The sequence below is a fragment of the Phyllobacterium zundukense genome (assembly GCF_025452195.1).
GTDB lineage: Bacteria > Pseudomonadota > Alphaproteobacteria > Rhizobiales > Rhizobiaceae > Phyllobacterium > Phyllobacterium zundukense_A.
Genome location: NZ_CP104970.1, coordinates 126,059 through 143,281, shown reverse-complemented (window position 1 = coordinate 143,281; position 17,223 = coordinate 126,059). Strand labels below are relative to the sequence as shown.

Genomic DNA, 17,223 nt, shown 5'->3' with positions numbered 1-17,223 from the left:
TTGAACCGGATATGATCTGCAACGCTCCGCTAGATGCCCCAGACGACCGCGCCGCCTGTCAGGCCGGCACCGGCTGCCGTCAACAGCAGCTTTTCTCCCGACGCAAATGGCCTTGCCCGGTGAGCGAGCGACAGCGAAAGCGGAATGGTCGCGGCCGAGGAATTGCCGTATTCAGCGATCGTGCGAACGATCCTTTCGGGCTCAATCCCGATATTCTCACCAACGACGTCGAAGATACGGGCATTGGCCTGATGCGGGACGAACCTCGACACCTCCGCAGGCGGGAGCTCAGCGCTTGCCAGCGCCCGCCTGGCGCAAATGGTCATGATTTGCACGGCCTGGGCAAATATTTCTCTGCCGTCGCGCATGGTCATCAGGCATTCTTCAGCGGCCATGCCAGCAGCAAATGGCTGTTTGGAGCCCCCCGCCGGAATCGAAATCAGACCGTAGCGGCTGCCGTCAGATGCAAGATCCACACCGAGCAGCCCCTGTTCCGCATTGTCAGTCGGGACCAGAACGACGGCGCCCGCCGCATCGGCAAAAATAACACCGCTGGCGCGTTCTGCGGGGTTGATGCGCCGGCTCAAAATATTGGCAGCGACTACGAGCACAGGCTTGCCTTGGGTTCTCACAAAGCCGTCAGCCAATGTCAGCGCATAGATAAATCCCGAGCAGGCGCCGGCAAGATCGATCGCACCGGAATTCGCCAAGCCGAGATGATGGGCTAGCAACGGAGCGGAAGGCGGCAACAGATGGTCTGGGGTCGATGTCGCCAGGATCGTCAATCCGATGTCGCCAGGGTGGACGTTGGCATCGTAAAGGGCAACGCACCCAGCCCTTGCTGCAAGATCGGTAAGCAGTTCTCCTTCCACCACCCACCGGCGCGCGCGGATGCCCGTCCTGCGCTCGATCCAGCCAGGTTCGAGACCGAGCTGGTCTTCGATCTCGGCATTTCCAACACGGCGCTCTGGAGCGTAATGGCCGAACCCGGCGATACGGCTTGCCTTGACCAGACTCATCGGTCACCGCCTTGGACAATCATGTCCGCTGCCTCATCAATGACATCGTAGATCCGGGCGAGATCGTCGGCCGTCACACAATAGGGCGTCATCAGGTAGATAACATTGCCGAGTGGCCTGATAAGGATATTTCTTCCCTTGAAGAATGCCCTGAGCTTCGGCCCCGCATCGGAAAGGTAACCGGTCGCCGGGACATTGACGTCAAGCGCAACGATCGTCCCGGCCTGACGCACGTTACCGAAACGGGCGTCCGCCTTGAACCGCTCCAGCCTTGCGCCATGCATGGCGACGAGCGACTGGATGCGTGCCGTGACCGGCTCGGTCTTCCAGACGTCAAGATTGGCCAGCGCTGCGGCGCAGGCGATCGGATTGGCGGTATAGGAGCTGGAATGAAAGAAGGTCTGGCTTCGATCTGTGGACAGATGCGCATCGAAAATTTCGGCCGAACATAAAGTCGCGGCCAGCGGGAGTGATCCGCCCGTCAGCCCCTTGGATGTGCATAGTATATCTGGTGTGATGTTCGCCTGCTCGCAGGCAAAGAGAGTTCCCGTGCGGCCCCACCCGGTCATCACTTCGTCGGCGATCATCAGGCTGCGATGCCTTGTCGCGATCGCCTTCAGTTCAGCCAGAAGCGATGCCGGGTACATACGCATACCCCCTGCTCCGAGAACCAGCGGTTCAATCAGCAGCGCTGCAACCTGTCCGCCCCGGCAGAACGCCTCGAAGGCGTCGAGCGTGTCCTGTTCTCCTCCCGGCACTGGAAACGGCAGTCTGTCCACACCGAAAAGCATTGGTGCATAGGCCGTATTGAAGACACCCCGTTCGCCCGCTGACATCGTCCCGATCGTATCCCCATGGTAGCCATGCTCCATGACGACAATGCGGGAGCGCGGCGTGCCCCAATTGTGGAAGAAGCCGAGGGCCATTTTCAGCGCCACTTCGACGCAGGTCGAGCCGCTGTCGGAATAGAACACATGGTCGAGACCGGCAGGGGCAATAGCGACCAACCCTCTCGCCAGTTCCTCCGCCGGCTGGTGGGTATATTCGGCAAAGATAATCTGGTCATAGATCTCGCTGGCACATCGGATCGCATCCATGATGCGCGGGTGGCGATGGCCGTGCGTAATGACCCACCAGGAGGAGATCGCATCGAGGACAGCGTGACCTTGCTCGTCAAAGAGATAGGTGCCCTCTGTCCTGACAATGCGCTTCATTGCCGGCTCGAGTCCGTGCTGGGTGAATGGATGCCAGACAGCGGAGCGGGTCACAGGAGCCCTTTCCGAAAACAGGACGTGTCGAAATGAATTCGAAACGCCTGGCGCAATGCACAAGGCGTCAGGGGATCAATCAGCGGTAACCGTCCAAGACAGTTTACGTTGCCGAGTTTGGGAATGATTTCTAGCGTATCGGTCTGTTCGTTGCCGATGAACGCAACACCGAAAACCGGAATGGAACGGCGGCGCAGGGCTTCAAGTGATAGCAGCGTGTGGTTGATCGTTCCAAGCTCGGTGCGGGCGCAAAGGATCACCGGAATCTGCCAGCGGGCAAAGACATCGGCGAACACTTCGCTTTGCGTCAAGGGGACCAGCACGCCGCCAGCTCCCTCGATGATAAGCGTTGACTGAGTTTGCGGAGGTAAAAGTTCCTCCGGTCGGATCCGAACCTGGGCAATTTTTGCAGCAACATGCGGCGAGGCCGGCGTCTTCAACCGCCACGCCTCAGGGATGATACGTTCACACGGTATTCGTCCGAGACGCTGGACAGTTTCGCTATCCGTTTCTCCTGAAAGGCCCGATTGAACGGGCTTCCAGTAAGCAGCACCAAGCGCATCGGCTAATGCTGCCGAAAATACCGTCTTGCCGATATTGGTGTCCGTCCCCGTGACAACAAAACGGAGTGTCATGCTTCCCTACCTTTCAGATGCTGTGTGGACAGTGCCATGCGATGTTTTTCTGCTGTGCCACGATTTCCGCCGGGCGGCGGTGCCGGAATAGTTTTCATGCTGGCTGCCATTGATGGCTCAGGAGCAGAGCCCCCGGCAGCGCCAAATCGCATCGACCCCCGATCAGGCTCTGTGATTGATCGCCGTGCGGGACAGCGACGGCGCGGGCGGAACGCCTGACCGTGGTCAACGCTCGGAGGGGAGCATGCGCATTGATGTCGGCACCGATATCGCCAAGGACATCCACTGCCTCCACCGAGAACTGGCTGTCGAAGCGCTCGCGACCAAAGACCGCATCCCCTCCGCCGACGCACTCGCCGCCGCGGCCGGCATCGCCCCCGTCCTGCGCCAATCCGGCAAAACCCGCTTCCTGCGACGTCCTGCCGGCGGCAATAAGGGCCCCAAGCGTGTCTCCTGCCAATTCGCCTTCTGCTCGCTCGGTCAGCCAGACAGCCACGTCTTCTATACCCGTGAACCCCGCGAGCGAAACCGACACCAGGCATTCATCGCTGTTGCCCGGCGCCGCGTGAACGTACGGTGGGCCATGCTGCAAACCCGATCTCTCTTCCAGGTCAGCTTCAAGATTGTCGTGTGATGTTCGCATTAGGCTGCCTCCTCGATAAACACAGTCGCCAAGGCGTCAAACATGCGGACAATGGCGGCCCGGTCGACGTTGAGGGTGATGGCGATCCGCAAGCGGGCTGTCCCTTCCGGCACCGTCGGCGGGCGGATTGCACGAATATCGAAGCCCTCGGCGCGCATCCGTGCGGCGATACGCATCGCGCGACTGTTGTTGCCGATCATCACCGGCAGTATCTGCGAACCGCTGCCTTCGATCCCAAGCACCGCCGTCAGTTGCGCATTCGCAAAGGTACGAAGGTGCGCGAACTCCGTGCGGCGCTCCGGTTCGTCCACCAGGATTTTCAGGGCCTCCCGAACGCCTGCGGCCATCAACGGCGAAGGTGCCGTGGAGTAGATGAAAGACCGCGCGCGATTTACGAGGTAATCGCAAATCACGCTGCACGCGCCAATAAGCGCCCCGGAAACGCCAAGTGCTTTCCCACATGTATGTAGCAGGATAACATTATCCCGGCCCTCCATGCCGGCGGCAAGACCGCGGCCGCCAGAGCCGAAGGCGCCTGTCGCGTGCGCCTCGTCGATCACGACGAAGCCGTCATGCCTTTCTGCCAGGCCAAGAAGCTCCGCCAGCGGCGCGCGGTCACCATCCATCGAATAAAGGCTCTCGACGGCGATCCAGGGATGTCCCATCCCCCCGTCTTTGCGCCACCTTGCGATCGCGTCCTCGAAATCAGCAACATCATTGTGCCGTGCGGCGACTGCCTCTGCCCGGCTGGCCGCGATGCCCTCATGCGCGCTGGCGTGGATCAGAGCATCGTGAACGATGAGATCGCCCCGCTGCGGTAGCGTTGAAAAGAGTGCGGTATTAGCGATATAGCCACTTCCAAAATAGAGCGCCCGACCGGTTCCAAAAAAGGCGGCAGCATCTGCCTCCAGGGCCTCGTGTTCAGGGTGATTACCCCGTAACAGACGCGACCCGCCCGAGCCAACGGCAACACCGCGCTCCAGAGCCTCGGCAATTGCCGATCTGATACGCGGTGAATTGGCAAGACCAAGATAATCGTTCGATGTGAAATCGATGCCACCTTGCGGAACGAGCGCACGCCGCCGTCGCTTCCGCTCCAGCCCGCTCAGCGTCTTTGCATAGCGGGCAAGATGCTCGGGCATCATTCAGCGGTGTCCAGCGCCATCGGCTTCAGCCCGAGGCGGCGGAACAGCGCGGCGTCATGATCTTCGCCGGGATTGCCGGCTGTCAGCAGCGTGTCGCCGACAAAGATTGAATTTGCGCCAGCAAAGAAACACAACGCCTGCATCTCGTCACTCATGTCCGAGCGCCCGGCGGAAAGGCGGACATGGGTCTTTGGCATGAGGATACGGGCAAGCGCTATCACGCGGACAAATTCAATCGGGTGGACCGGAGCCGCATCCCCAAGCTTTGATCCGGGGATGGGGATCAGCATGTTGATCGGCACGCTCTCAGGCGGAACCGGCAGATTAGCGAGCGTCACCAGCATGGCAATATGATCCTCGGTGGTCTCGCCCATGCCGAGGATGCCGCCCGCGCAAACCTTGATTCCCGCCTCCCGCACATTCGCGAGCGTCTCCAGGCGGTCCGCGAATGTACGCGTGCTGATAATTTCGCTGTAGAAGCGTTCCGACGTGTCGATGTTGTGATTGTAGTAATCAAGGCCGGCATTGCCGAGCCGTGCCGCCTGCGCCGGCGATAGCATGCCGAGCGTCATGCAGGTTTCCATTCCAAGCTCCCGGACACCCTCGACCATGGCGACGATCGTCTCCATGTCGCGGTCTTTCGGGCTGCGCCAGGCGGCACCCATGCAATAGCGTGTCGCACCGCCCTCCTTGGCCTTGCGAGCCTCAGCTAGGACGCGCTCGACTTCCATCAATTTGGAAGCTTTAAGGCCGGTGGGATACTGCGCGGATTGGCTGCAATAACCACAATCCTCCGGGCATCCCCCTGTCTTGATCGACAAAAGCCTGCTCAATTGCACAGCGTTGGGGTCGAATTGCGCCCTGTGGATGGTGTGCGCCCGAAACAGCAAATCATTGAACGGCAAATTATAGATTTTTTTGGTCTCTGAAAAATGCCAGCTTGCATCGGCTGAGGCATGCAGATTGATGGATTGCAACTCGGGCACCTCCGGCAGCGGGTATTCTTCGACTTTTAATGTGGGAGAGCAATTATAGATAGAATCGATACTTATCTATAACTCTAGCCAGCGCGATAAAAAACGCAACCGAATAAGAGCCGGCCTTCGAAATAGAGCGGCTCTTGTAAGGCTGCACAGCAGCAGGCTTTAAAGGGTGGGCGTGCTAGCCGACGATGGCGAAAGCTTCTCGCGTCGAACCTGTGGCGCTTCTGACAGGCTTTTGCCCGATCCATTGGACGTGGCGTTCGAGCACTGCGACGGCATTGTCAATATTGCCCTGGCGCAGAAATCCCAGGATCGCGCGATGGTCATGATCCGTCCGCACTTCCCAATCGGAACGCCAGGCGGAAAACAGGAAACGCGCGCTTACCGAATGAAGGTCATCAATCGCGGCAAGCAGCCGCGGCATGCCGCATGGCACGAGGATCAGCCGGTGAAACCGCCGGTTTGCCTCCTCCCAAGAGCGCACATCCCGCGAATTGTCCCCGGCAACGGTTGCCTCTTCAGCATGCTCCAGAATTGAGGATGTCAAATGCGGAGCCGCCTGCCGCAGCGCAAGACCCTCGAGCTCGGCACGCATCAGTGCCACTTCCCGCACTTCCTTCAAATCGAAGGAAGCCACCCGCACGCCGCGGCGGGGTTCGCTGACCGCCAGTCCCTGTGCTTCCAGCTTGCGGAACGCCTCCCGGACCGGCACATGGCTCGCACCGAATTCCTCGGCAATGTGATCCTGCCGCAGTTTCGTACCCGGCTCCAGTTGGCCGGTTACGATCCTGTCGGCAAGAATACGGCTGATGCGGTTGGCGATGGTGTCTGCATTCGTTGAGGTCATGTTCTATAGATATTTTGCTTCCGAGAGCCTGTCGAGCCCGGCCGAATCTTTTTCGCGTATGAAGCCTTTGGATGCGCGGCCGGCACGATTTTCCTGGTGCCCATTGGACTTCAGAGAGCGCGCGCGCCGTGAGCCCCGCCCAGTGATCTTGAGCGGCATGAGCTTGCCTTTGAAACCATAGGAGAACTGTGATCGCGGTGGCGGTCAAGGTGCAAACCGGTTCACGCGCGCGATTCGATTTTCAAAAAGACGACGCGGTTGCGCCCTAGCTTCCTTGGCCTGCAATCGACCTGCGCCATTTGCGATACGTGACCGCCGCTGCTGAACATGGAAGTTCCGACAGGCGGCATCCATCAGCAGGGGAATCCGCGATCTTGAGGACGGGATAGGTGCCTCTTTGAGGCTGGCATCTACATCGACACCACGCCACGGTCGCCACCGATAGCAAAGCTCAACACTGGGATAAGCGCAAGCGACTTTCACAAATTCACAAAGGGATTGCGTTGAAGTACACGGTGAAGCCCGGCATCCGGTAAGGTGGTGCGAGGCCGGGCCTCGGCTGTCGGGGTGTACAGCCCTTTTAAGGTAGCAGCGTTCTTTTTCGCTGCAAGCACGGTTTACGCCGTCTGCCAAAGCATTAGAAATTTCTGACGGCCAACCGCGGAGAACGGACATCACGCCGAAGACAGTCATGATGAGCAAGAACTTACCAACATCGTTCACACGCCATTCCTTAGCGATGGTGTTGCGGATGATGTCCCAGTCCACACGGGTTGCGAAAATGCTGAGCAATAAAAAAGGCTGCCGCCGAACTCCATTCGACGACAGCCAAGATGCCTTGGGAGGCAAGAGAAACTACTTTGAAAACCCTATCTGGTTATGTTCCTTGCTAAAAATCAGTCGCGGATGGCGACACCTGTCGTCGGATCGAACCAGTGTAGCTTTGCGAGATCGACCGTCAGAGCGAGGCGCTGGTTCAGAGCTGGTGTCAGGGCCGGAGGAATTCGCGCCACCAGGCGGTTCTTACCCTTGTACGTGAAACCTTCGGTGTCCTCAGCATCGTTGACGTTAACGGGCGGGGACGGGATGTCGAAGAAGACAAACGTATCGGCCCCGAGTGCTTCAGCGACAGGAATCCGCTCGTTGAACAGCGCCTCCCCCTCCGGACAAACTTGAAACATTTCCGGGCGGATCCCGGCAATGACCTGCCGTCCGGCGTACGCCGACAGGGCCGCCCCTGCGGGAACAGGAAAGGATATTTCCGTTCCCGAAATCGCGGCTCTCAGTGATCCCGTCTCTGCCTTAAGCTCGATCCGCAGAAAATTCATGGCTGGTGATCCGATGAAGCCAGCAACGAAGAGGTTGGCCGGCTTGTCGTAGAGCATCTGCGGCGTGTCAATCTGCTGAAGGTTGCTTTCCTGATCATTGGACACCGGCTTCAGCACCGCGACGCGGTCCCCCATAGTCATGGCCTCGACCTGGTCATGGGTCACATAGAGCGTCGTAACACCGAGACGCTGATTGAGCAGCTTCAGTTCGCCCCGCATCTGGACCCGGAGCTTAGCATCAAGATTGGATAGAGGCTCATCCATCAGGAACGCCATCGGATGGCGAACAATCGCACGCCCCATCGCCACACGCTGGCGCTGACCGCCGGATAACGCGCCGGGTTTGCGCTCGAGATATCGGGTAAGATCCAACATTTCGGCAGCATCCCGCACGAGCTTGTCGATCTTTTCCTTCGGCATTTTGCGCTGCTGCAGACCAAACGCCATGTTTTCATAGACGCTCATGTGTGGATAAAGCGCGTAGTTCTGGAAAACCATCGCGATATCCCGGTCCTGTGGCTCGGTATCCGTTTCATCCGTGTCATCCATCAGCAGTCGGCCGCTATTGAGCGTTTCGAGGCCGGCCGCCATTCTGAGCAAGGTGGATTTGCCGCAACCCGAGGGGCCGACCAACACGACGAATTCTCCGTCCGAAATGGCGAAGCTCACATTGGCGACGGCGACGGTCCCGTCCGGATAGGTCTTGCCAATCCCGTCAAAAGTCATGGACGCCATTTTTATCTACTCCCAGTATTTTCGGGCGAGGCAAGCCGTCCGTAAGGACGAAGCGCCCCGCGCTTTTGGTTCCGGCTTAGCCGATGTTTACCGCTTTGCCGCTGACGACTGATTCCTCGATCGCCGCCAAAATCCTGGTGTTCGCGAGGCCGTCCTCAGCATCGGCCAGCAACGGAGCACCACGCACCACGCTGTCGACAAAGCGGGCAATAGACTCGAGCACGAAGCCACCGATACGCGTCTCTCCGGTCGGCGTGATGCCGATGTAATCGTTGAATCTCAGTCCTCCCTCCACAATCCTGCGCAGGCCGCCGTTATGGGTCGGGTCCGCCTGGATTTGTCCCTTTTCGCCGACAAACTCGATTTTGAAGTCAACGAGGGAAGGATTGTCTTTCGACAGGATCCAGCTGTTTTCCATGGTGACGACCGTCCCCTTGGAAAACTCCAGGATGGACACGTGGAAGTCCTTGGTGTCGACGCCACTGCTCGAAAGCGTGCCGGAACGGGCAACGGAATAAACGCGAGTGACCTCGTCTGCGAGAATGAACCGCAGGACATCGACCAGATGGCTTCCAAGGAACCAGAGGGCCGAAGATTTTGATGCCCAGCTCAGCATTTCCAAGGGAACGAACGTGGTGTTCGAAAGGCGCGCCGTCCCATGTTTTGCGAGGCCGATTTCACCGTTCTGGACCATGTCACGCAGTTGGGCGAGGATGGGGTTCACGCGGTTGTGAAAGTCCACCATCAGCTTGCCTTTTGACTTTGCGGCAGCCTCGGCAATCTCCTCGGCCTCCTTGACGGTGGTGGCAAGCGGTTTTTCGCTCAGGACATGCTTGTCGGCCTTGAGTGCGGCTAGGATGATTGGCGTATGCGTAAAGTCCGGTGTTGCGACCGATACGGCGTCGATCTCATCGCTGGCGAGCAGCTTCGTGTAATCGGTGAAGGCCTTTGCTGCTCCGAAGCTTTCCTTCATCTTGAGCGCCCTGCCCTCATCAAGGTCGCAAACGCCGACAAGCTCAGTTTCCGGCAACACGTTAAATGTGTGAGCGTGATTGTTGCCCCAAAGACCGGCACCGATGACGCCCATTCGCAGTTTGTTCATTTCATTTACTCCATTCAAACATTGGGTAGGTCTCAGCCTTTCACCGAACCAAAGGTGAGGCCTCGTACGACGTATCGATCGAAAACCAGGAAGATGATCATCGGCGGAATCATCGCCAGGACAGCGGCAGCGGCGATGTAGTTCCACGTCACTCCGCTGGTCGCGAAATATCCAAGAGTTCCGATCGGAAGGGTGGCGGTCGAGCGCGAGCTCAGGACAAGGGGAAAGGCGGCATTGTTCCATGCAAACACGAAGGCGAACATGGAGGTGACGATGATGCCGGGGCGAACGATGGGAAGCGTGATCCGCCACATGATCGTGTACCAACGCGCGCCATCGACGCGAGCAGCTTCTTCCAGTTCGGCCGGAACCTCATCGATGAAGCTCTTCATAAGCCAGACGGAAAATGGGATCGTCAGCGTCTGCAGAACCAAAATCATGGAAAGATAGGATCCCTGAAGACCGATGCGCGTGATCAGGACGAAGTACGGGATCAAGAACGCGACCGGCGGGGCCATAAGGAGACCGAGATACCACAGCATGATGTTCTTCTTGCCGCGCAACTTGAAACGGGACAGGGCATAGGCGGCCGGAACTGAGAAAGGAAGATTGAGCAACACGGCTCCAATTGCCACGACAAGGCTATTGACCAGTTGGGGGGCGTTGGTACCGGGATCGACGAGAATGTGCCGGAATGCATCGAGATTGGGCTCGAAAGTGAGTTGCGGCGGCATTGTGAATGCTGTGTCCGCCGGGCGGATCGCCAGAGCGATGAACCACAGAATAGGCCCAATAAAGATCGCCAGGAAAAAAAAGGCCGGCAGCATAGGTAAGTGCAGTGTTCAAACTCGTAGTGCGACGGGACATATTTACCACTCCTCGTTGCGGAACGCGAAGAACACATAGAGGGCGACGATGATGTTGACGATCAGCACCGTGATCCAAGTCATTGCACTGACAAGACCTATGTTGAAGTTCACGAGGCCCTGTTCATAGAGGGAATAACCGAGCGTGCGGGTGGAGGTGCCAGGTCCGCCGCGTGTCAGCACAAGCACAGTGTCGAAGGTGTTGAAAATCTGCATGAAGCGCAGCATGATGATAATAATCGCGGTACGCTTGATAAGTGGCAGCTTGATCCGCATCAGGATCGTCCACGGCGAGGCGCGATCCAATCGTGCGGCCTCAAGGATCTCATCGGGAACCGCAAGCAGGCTTGCGTAAAGCACAATCGCGAAGAAGGGTGTCCACTGCCAGATATCGACGAACAGGATGGCGGCGAGAGCGGTGGACGGGGAGCCGAGAATGCCTTCCGCTGGAACGGGCAGCCACAGTGCATGCAAAATCCATGTCAACAGCCCGCCACCGGGATCATAGAGGTAGCGGAATAGGAAGCCGACGACGATTGGCGCGATCGTGGTCGGCAAGATCAGCAGCGCACGCACGATGTTCATGCCCGGGAGGGCTCTCAGCAGAATCAGGGCAATCGCCAGGCCAAGTCCAAACTCAATTGCCGTGCCCGCAACTGACAGGATCAGCGTGTTGCCGAGTGCCGCGCGAAAATCGAAGGCGTTGAGGGCCTGAACATAGTTGTCGATCCCGACGAAGGCGAGCGGCTGCGGCCCGATCTGGAGATTCCAGAAGTAAAAGCTCGATTTCAACGCAAACAGCAAAGGGTAAGCGATTAGGGCGAGCAGCATTACGACCGAAGGCGCAATCAGCAGGTAGGGCAGGTTTCGTCGGACAAAGCTCTTGCCTGCAGGCCCGAGGGCCCGCGGAGAGCGACCAATTGTAGTGTGCATTTCCGGGTCCAGTTCTTTTTCGCTCGTTTTGCCGGCGCGAACGCTGCCGCGCCGGCTCGAAGAGAACTCTATTACTTCTTGCCGAGCTTGCCGATCAGGGCTTTGGCCTCATCTTTGCTGTCGGCGAAGCTTTCCTTCTGGTAAGGGATCATGAGATTGCCCTTCAGGATGCTCTCGAACAAACTGTTGGTGCGCTCGAGGGCCGTCTTCGGATCTTCGCTACCCGTGAGGAGCTGGTTCAACGAGAGTCCGAGCACGCTTTCGACGGCCGTGTAGCCTGGGACAGGCGGGCGCGTGATCTTGCCGTTCCCCTGCTTCATCATTGAATATTGCACGTCGAGATACGGATAGATCACCCTCAGATCCTGATCCTCGTAGAGCGAGGCGCGCGCGAAATCGGAGAACTGGTAATTCAGATCCGGCCAAAGGGCCATCTTCTTCTGTGTCGCCTTCGACGTCGCCCACTTGATAAAGGCGTATCCGGCCTCCTGCCTTTCAGAGCTGGATGGAATTCCGAGGCTCCATCCGCCGATGCTTACGGTCTGAGGCACTCCCTCGGCCTTGGGCAACACAGCAGTCGCGTACTTCTCCATGACGTCCGACTTCTTGCCGGTCATGTAGCCGGAATTCTTGATCAGGTAGAAGTATGGGGTCCACCAGTAAAACATGCCGATGTCGCCCTTGGCAAAGCGGGTACCGGCATCGAACCAGACATAGTTGATCGCTTCGGGGGGAGACAGCTTATAGAGTTGTCTGTAAACCTCGACGGACTTTACCCAAGCCGGACCGGTGAGTTGAGGAGAGAAATCCCAGGGAGCCGTCGGGAAGGACTTGAACCAGTTTGCGCCGTGGCTCACCGAGAGCTGCGTGAACATATGAGTAATCGGCGACGGCTGCGAGCCGCAAATCACGGTCGGGAAAAGTGGCTGGCCTCCGAACGATTTTCCTTCGAGCTTCTTCAGAGTGTCGACGTATTTTGTCCAGGTCCATTCTTCCGAAGTTTTCGATGGCGGGGCAGCAATGCCGAACTCATCGAATATGTCCTTGCGGTACATGACGCCTTGCGCATAGGCCGCAACCGGAAGCGTGCCGATCTGGCCGCGCCACATGTTCGAGGAATACAGGACCTCGGGAATGAAGTCGGAAAGGTCGAGTTCGCTGTCGCGGGCGATGAAATCGTTGAGCGAGATGATCCAGCCGTTGTCGAGATATTGCCCAAGCCACATCTGATCTACAACGATGACGTCGGCATCTGAGGTTTTGGCGACAAATGCGGAAACAAGGCGCGACTGCAGGGCGTCGTAGGAGAGACTCTCGAGCTCGATCTTGATGCCCGTTTCCTTCTCGTACTCCGGGACCATTGCCTTCAGCGAGAAGAAGAACGGATCTTCAACGGACAAGACGCGCACCGATTTGGCGTCTTGTGCGCCGGCGCGCCGGGGTGCGGCCAAAGTACCGACACCAGACGCCAAAAGAGCTGCGAAAGAAGCGCTCTTCAGCATGTTCCGTCGCGACATAGTTCTAATATCAATTGTCATACGAGCCTCCTCAGTTGCCTTGTAATCCGATTCCCGCCCTTCTGCGGAGCTGAAGGCTTCCGCGTCGGATCTGAATCGTTACCCCTCTATCTGCCCTTCAGCAGTTTGTTTGTACTTCGCACAAACTTATGCTACTGTCAAGAAGTCGTCACAATGAAATTTTGGAACTGGAAGCCTAAGCGCCGCAATCAAGCCTATTATGTAGACGCAATGTGCTGTCTGGTCGTGCAAGAACGTACAGGATACAAAGGCCGACCCGGTAAACTGGAGATGTGAGTTGAAATTTGATCATCAGCCGTCCTATTCGTTAGGCCACCGCACACCTTCGAGTAAGGACGTCGCTCCTGGCGAGAATGGCGTGACACTTGTTTCGCAATCAGTGCTCGGCGCCATCAATCGCGGTCGCGTGTTGCAGGCTTTGTATGATAACGGGCCCAAAAGCCGTGCGGACCTCGCGCGCCTCGCCGGAGTTAACCGGACAACTATAACCGGCATCGTTCAGCCGATGATTGAGGAACAGCTTCTCGTAGAAGGGGATGCATCTCCCTCTGATTTCAAAGGCGGCAAGCCAGCGCGCCCTCTTTATTTCAATCCTGAGGCCCCGGTGCTAGGAGCTGTGCTCCTGCTGCCCGGCACCATACAGACTTGCCTTGTGGCGTTAACCGGGGAAATCAAAGCCGTTACCAAGGCTGAATTCGATCCATTTGGCGACAGGCAAGCTTTCATTGCGATTATGAAGGACACCCTTACGTCTACGCTTTCTCAAGCCCATCGGGCGCCGTTTGGAATTGGCATTGCGTCGGCGGGGATGATCGACAGTGATAACGGGGTGATCCTCGCCGTTAACCTTGCGCCCGTTCTGACGGGGCTTCCCCTTGTGAAGATTTTGCAGGAGCACTTCTCTCTTCCGGTCGTCATTGATCATCACCCCCGTGCCTTGCTTGTCGGAGACCGATGGTTTGGACCCGGGCGTGGCCAACAGAACTTCGCGGCGATTTACACCGGTGAAGTCCTCGGCGGAGCCTTCTTTATTGATGGCAAAGTCTACCGTGGACTTGCCGGTTCCGGCGGCGAACTTGGCCATACAGTGGTTCAAATCGATGGCGAGGCCTGTAACTGCGGTAAACGTGGCTGCTGGGAAACTGTGGCCGCCCTGTCATGGCTGCGAAGGGAGGCTGCCCGAATAGGTTTGCCGCAACCGGGCAGCATTACATGCGCTCGTCTTGTGAAAGAGGCGGAATCCGGATCGGAGCCGGCAGACGCACTCCTCGAACGCTACACACGCAATGTGGCTTTCGGAATTGTCAACCTGCAGCAAACACTTTCCCTTAACTCCTACGTCCTCCATGGAGACCTTGCGGGCGGGGGGGCAACGGCTGCAGAGCGCGTCAGACGGCACGTCGAGCGACTGGTGATGATGAGACCAAACCAGGAGATTTCCATCACGGTGAACGGCATTGGTGAGGGCCATACTGCGTTGCGAGGAGCCGCTGGACTGGTGCTATCAAGTCACCTGAAGGTGGTCATTTAGGGACTGAGACGCGGCTGGAAGGCCGGTGATTGAAATGGATCGGTGGTCCCCAGCCGTCTATCACTCGGAGCACCTGATCTGCTCACATCTATGGAACGGAAATGGCCTTGAAAGGATAAGGAAGCAGACTGGTTAGGTCATCGCCGTCACGAACGAGACGGGGAACGAGCGCCCCGCCTCGCCGATTACTGACTGGGAAATAGCTTCCGCTCAGCCGTTGGGCGTAAATGGTAAAAACCCGACGAAGCCGGTGATTTTCCATGCACCCTCTTCCTTCGTGCAAAAGAAAACGGACTGCCAGTTCAACTCCTGAGAGCCACCGTCTGCAAGGGCGATCGCATCATCGAAGGTCTTTCTCGCAGTGGCCGTATGCCCTTCCACACGGATGTCCAACATATTGGTTGCGCGAAAGAGAGCATCTCTCCGGTCCTCGGCATATCGGCTCGCGGCAGAGCGTCGGGCATCGTCCAGCCAGGCATCACGGTATGCTTCTACCGTTGGAAATCGCGGCTCCCAAGCCGCGGGATCAGCCAAGCCTTTGGCATCCAATCCGCAAAAGCCGTCAAACTTGAAGGATGGAGCGAAGATTGACCAGTCTTGGGCGACGAAGCCGTCGACGTCTTTTCGCACAAGCATTTCCCAGATGGCGTGGTGATCAGTGTCTGCGGGGAAAGGGTTCAAATCAAAGGGCATGAGAAACGTTCCTTAAGTTAGCGTCTACCCTACCGTCTTAATCAATTCGCGGTTGACTTCCTAGTATGTTTGTGCGACGCACGTACTAACCTTTACTGATCCTTTGGAATTTTTGAGGATCAGGTGGGAACCAGGGGTAGGCGCGGTCCGAGCTCCAAGGGTTATGCCACTCTCGAAGCGTACACAGGCTGAGCGCCACGCCCGGTGCTGGTTGTCAAACGCCAAGAGCATCGCTCGGCGAATCCTTGAGGCAGGAGCCGTTTGCCGCTCAATGACTTTGCGTTCACGAGAAGCAGCAGGCGCCCATGACGTTTTATCTGATCGGAATCGACGGCGGTGGAACAAGCTGCCGTGCGGCAGTCGCAGCCCCAGATGGACGTATTCTCGCACGCGCAAAATCCGGTCCAGCCAACATTCTCTCTGATCCGGAAACGGCACTGTCGAATATTGCCGATGCGGCGCGTGCCGCCTTCCGTGAAGCGGGTCTCGATCCCGACACTATCGCGAAGGCGCGCGCGGTTCTCGGGGTCGCGGGTCACAATGTTGGCGACGCCGTCGAATACGTGAAGCGGTGGCTGCCTTTTGCCGCCGCCGATATCGAATCCGACGGGCTAATCGCGCTTCAGGGCGCACTTGGCGATCAGGACGGCTCCGTCGCCATTTTGGGTACTGGCACGATCTACGTCTCACGTCACCGCGAGGAGGTCCAATACGCTGGCGGGTGGGGTTTTACTATCGGCGACCTTGGCAGCGGCGCCCGCATTGGTCATTCGCTCCTGCAGGAAAGCCTATTGGTCCATGACGGCATTCATGACCCCTCCCCTGTGGTTTCAACCGTCCTTTCGGAGTTCAATAACGATGCGCGAGAAATTGTCGAATTTGCGCGACAGGCAAAACCCGGTGAGTTCGGTCGCTATGCGCCGCGGGTATTCGAGTTCGCCGAGCGAGGAGATGCCGTTGCGGCGCGACTGTTGAAAGATGCCTCCCTCACTGTTGACGAAGCGCTCGACCTCTTGGTCGCGCGAGGAACGAAGAAGATTTGTCTACTCGGGGGATTAGCGCCGTTCTATCGTTCCTGGATCGCTCCACGGCATCAATCGCTGCTAGCAGAACCCGAGGGCGACGCACTTACCGGGGCCGTGGCACTCGCGGTCGCGCGGTTCGGGCGTAGACCGGAGGCGATGGCATGAGCGACAGGCTCGCCGCGATCCTTCCACGTGGGGGCGTACACCACAAGGGCGCCGGGCCGCTGTATCACAGACTTCGCCTGTCGCTCGAAGAGGCGATCCTGTCTGGCAAGCTCAACCACGGCGATGTTCTTTATCCCGAGCGGGATTTCGCCGAGTATGCCAGGGTTAGCCGTGTCACAGTTCGCAAAGCAATCGACCACCTCGTGCGCGATGGTCTGCTGGTGCGCCGTCACGGGTCAGGAACCTTCGTTGCACGATCCGCCTCGCGCGTAGTTCAGCCCGTGTCGTGTACGACCTCTTTGAGCGAAGAACTCTTCTGGAGCGGCGCGAAAACTGAGTGCGAGTGGATGGAGCGCAGCATTTCCCATCCATCCCCAGAGGAGATGATGACGCTCGGCCTCTCCGCCGATAATCGAGTAGCGCGCTTGATCCGGTTACGCAAATCCGCAGGTCAACCGCTTGCAATCGAACGGACTTGCATTTCTTCAGAGTTCCTGCCCGACGCGCTCCGCGTCACCTCATCGATTTACAGTGCACTCGAAGACGCAAATGTGAGGCCAGTGCGTGCGATCCAACGCATCTTCGCGTGCAATATCCACAACCCGGATGCCAGCATGCTCGGCGTAGAAATCGGGGCGGCCGGTATGTTGACCAAACGGGTCGCTTATCTTCCTTCCGGCCGAGCAATCGAATTTACCCATTCACTCTTCCGAGGCGACGCCGACGGCTTCGTCACTGAATTCACAATTTCACAAACCTAAAGACCT

At 58.0% G+C, this 17,223-nt stretch carries 15 protein-coding genes and 1 pseudogene; 4 read left to right on the top strand and 12 right to left on the bottom strand.

What is annotated here, in order from left to right; genetic code table 11:
• Positions 1 to 29 precede the first annotated feature (29 nt).
• From N8E88_RS02445 to bioD, 3 genes are read right to left on the bottom strand one after another with little or no spacing between them, the layout of a single operon-like run.
• A complete protein-coding gene (locus N8E88_RS02445; protein WP_262290946.1) occupies positions 30 to 1,019 on the bottom strand; it encodes a beta-ketoacyl-ACP synthase III in 990 nt (329 codons plus the stop codon).
• On the bottom strand, positions 1,016 to 2,287 hold the full coding sequence (locus tag N8E88_RS02440; protein WP_262290945.1) for an adenosylmethionine--8-amino-7-oxononanoate transaminase: 1,272 nt from the start codon (positions 2,285 to 2,287) through the stop codon (positions 1,016 to 1,018). Before N8E88_RS02440 ends, N8E88_RS02445 begins: the two co-directional genes overlap by 4 nt.
• Positions 2,284 to 2,922, bottom strand: coding sequence for a dethiobiotin synthase (gene bioD, locus N8E88_RS02435; RefSeq protein ID WP_262290944.1), 639 nt, complete (start codon positions 2,920 to 2,922; stop codon positions 2,284 to 2,286). The genes N8E88_RS02440 and bioD overlap by 4 nt, the downstream gene beginning before the upstream one ends.
• 244 nt (positions 2,923 to 3,166) lie before the next feature.
• Here bioD and N8E88_RS02430 point away from each other — a divergent pair, with 244 nt between their 5' ends.
• Positions 3,167 to 3,556 (top strand): transposase, encoded by a 390-nt coding sequence (locus N8E88_RS02430; RefSeq protein WP_262290943.1) that lies wholly within the window; start codon positions 3,167 to 3,169, stop codon positions 3,554 to 3,556.
• A gap of 8 nt (positions 3,557 to 3,564) precedes the next feature.
• Here the strand turns inward: N8E88_RS02430 and N8E88_RS02425 are convergent, their stop codons facing one another.
• From N8E88_RS02425 to N8E88_RS02390, 8 genes and pseudogenes are all read right to left on the bottom strand, one after another.
• A complete protein-coding gene (locus N8E88_RS02425; protein ID WP_262290942.1) occupies positions 3,565 to 4,710 on the bottom strand; it encodes an 8-amino-7-oxononanoate synthase in 1,146 nt (381 codons plus the stop codon).
• On the bottom strand, positions 4,707 to 5,678 hold the full coding sequence (gene bioB / locus N8E88_RS02420) for a biotin synthase BioB (protein WP_262291063.1): 972 nt from the start codon (positions 5,676 to 5,678) through the stop codon (positions 4,707 to 4,709). Before bioB ends, N8E88_RS02425 begins: the two co-directional genes overlap by 4 nt.
• 193 nt (positions 5,679 to 5,871) lie before the next feature.
• A complete protein-coding gene (locus tag N8E88_RS02415) occupies positions 5,872 to 6,540 on the bottom strand; it encodes a GntR family transcriptional regulator (protein WP_262290941.1) in 669 nt (222 codons plus the stop codon).
• Between the two features lie 896 nt (positions 6,541 to 7,436).
• The gene (locus N8E88_RS02410; RefSeq protein WP_262290940.1) at positions 7,437 to 8,603 is read right to left on the bottom strand and encodes an ABC transporter ATP-binding protein; all 1,167 of its coding nucleotides are present in this window, start codon (positions 8,601 to 8,603) and stop codon (positions 7,437 to 7,439) included.
• Between the two features lie 76 nt (positions 8,604 to 8,679).
• On the bottom strand, positions 8,680 to 9,705 hold the full coding sequence (locus N8E88_RS02405; RefSeq protein ID WP_262290939.1) for a Gfo/Idh/MocA family protein: 1,026 nt from the start codon (positions 9,703 to 9,705) through the stop codon (positions 8,680 to 8,682).
• Between the two features lie 32 nt (positions 9,706 to 9,737).
• Positions 9,738 to 10,572: pseudogene (locus tag N8E88_RS02400) on the bottom strand (carbohydrate ABC transporter permease).
• 2 nt (positions 10,573 to 10,574) lie between these two features.
• Complete coding sequence (locus tag N8E88_RS02395; RefSeq protein WP_262290937.1) at positions 10,575 to 11,504, bottom strand: carbohydrate ABC transporter permease; 930 nt, start codon at positions 11,502 to 11,504, stop codon at positions 10,575 to 10,577.
• Positions 11,505 to 11,575: 71 nt separating this feature from the next.
• A complete protein-coding gene (locus tag N8E88_RS02390) occupies positions 11,576 to 13,042 on the bottom strand; it encodes an ABC transporter substrate-binding protein (RefSeq protein WP_262290936.1) in 1,467 nt (488 codons plus the stop codon).
• Positions 13,043 to 13,319: 277 nt separating this feature from the next.
• Here N8E88_RS02390 and N8E88_RS02385 point away from each other — a divergent pair, with 277 nt between their 5' ends.
• Positions 13,320 to 14,573, top strand: coding sequence for an ROK family transcriptional regulator (locus tag N8E88_RS02385; RefSeq protein WP_262290935.1), 1,254 nt, complete (start codon positions 13,320 to 13,322; stop codon positions 14,571 to 14,573).
• Positions 14,574 to 14,783: 210 nt separating this feature from the next.
• On the opposite strand, the gene N8E88_RS02380 is transcribed toward N8E88_RS02385, so the two are convergent.
• Positions 14,784 to 15,266: a hypothetical protein gene (locus N8E88_RS02380; protein ID WP_262290934.1), complete on the bottom strand. Its 483-nt coding sequence runs from the start codon at positions 15,264 to 15,266 to the stop codon at positions 14,784 to 14,786.
• A gap of 305 nt (positions 15,267 to 15,571) precedes the next feature.
• Here N8E88_RS02380 and N8E88_RS02375 point away from each other — a divergent pair, with 305 nt between their 5' ends.
• Together N8E88_RS02375 and N8E88_RS02370 are read left to right on the top strand one after the other, a co-directional pair.
• A complete protein-coding gene (locus tag N8E88_RS02375; protein ID WP_262290933.1) occupies positions 15,572 to 16,456 on the top strand; it encodes a glucosamine kinase nucleotide-binding domain-containing protein in 885 nt (294 codons plus the stop codon).
• Positions 16,453 to 17,217: a GntR family transcriptional regulator gene (locus N8E88_RS02370; RefSeq protein WP_262290932.1), complete on the top strand. Its 765-nt coding sequence runs from the start codon at positions 16,453 to 16,455 to the stop codon at positions 17,215 to 17,217. The genes N8E88_RS02375 and N8E88_RS02370 overlap by 4 nt, the downstream gene beginning before the upstream one ends.
• Positions 17,218 to 17,223: the final 6 nt, after the last annotated feature.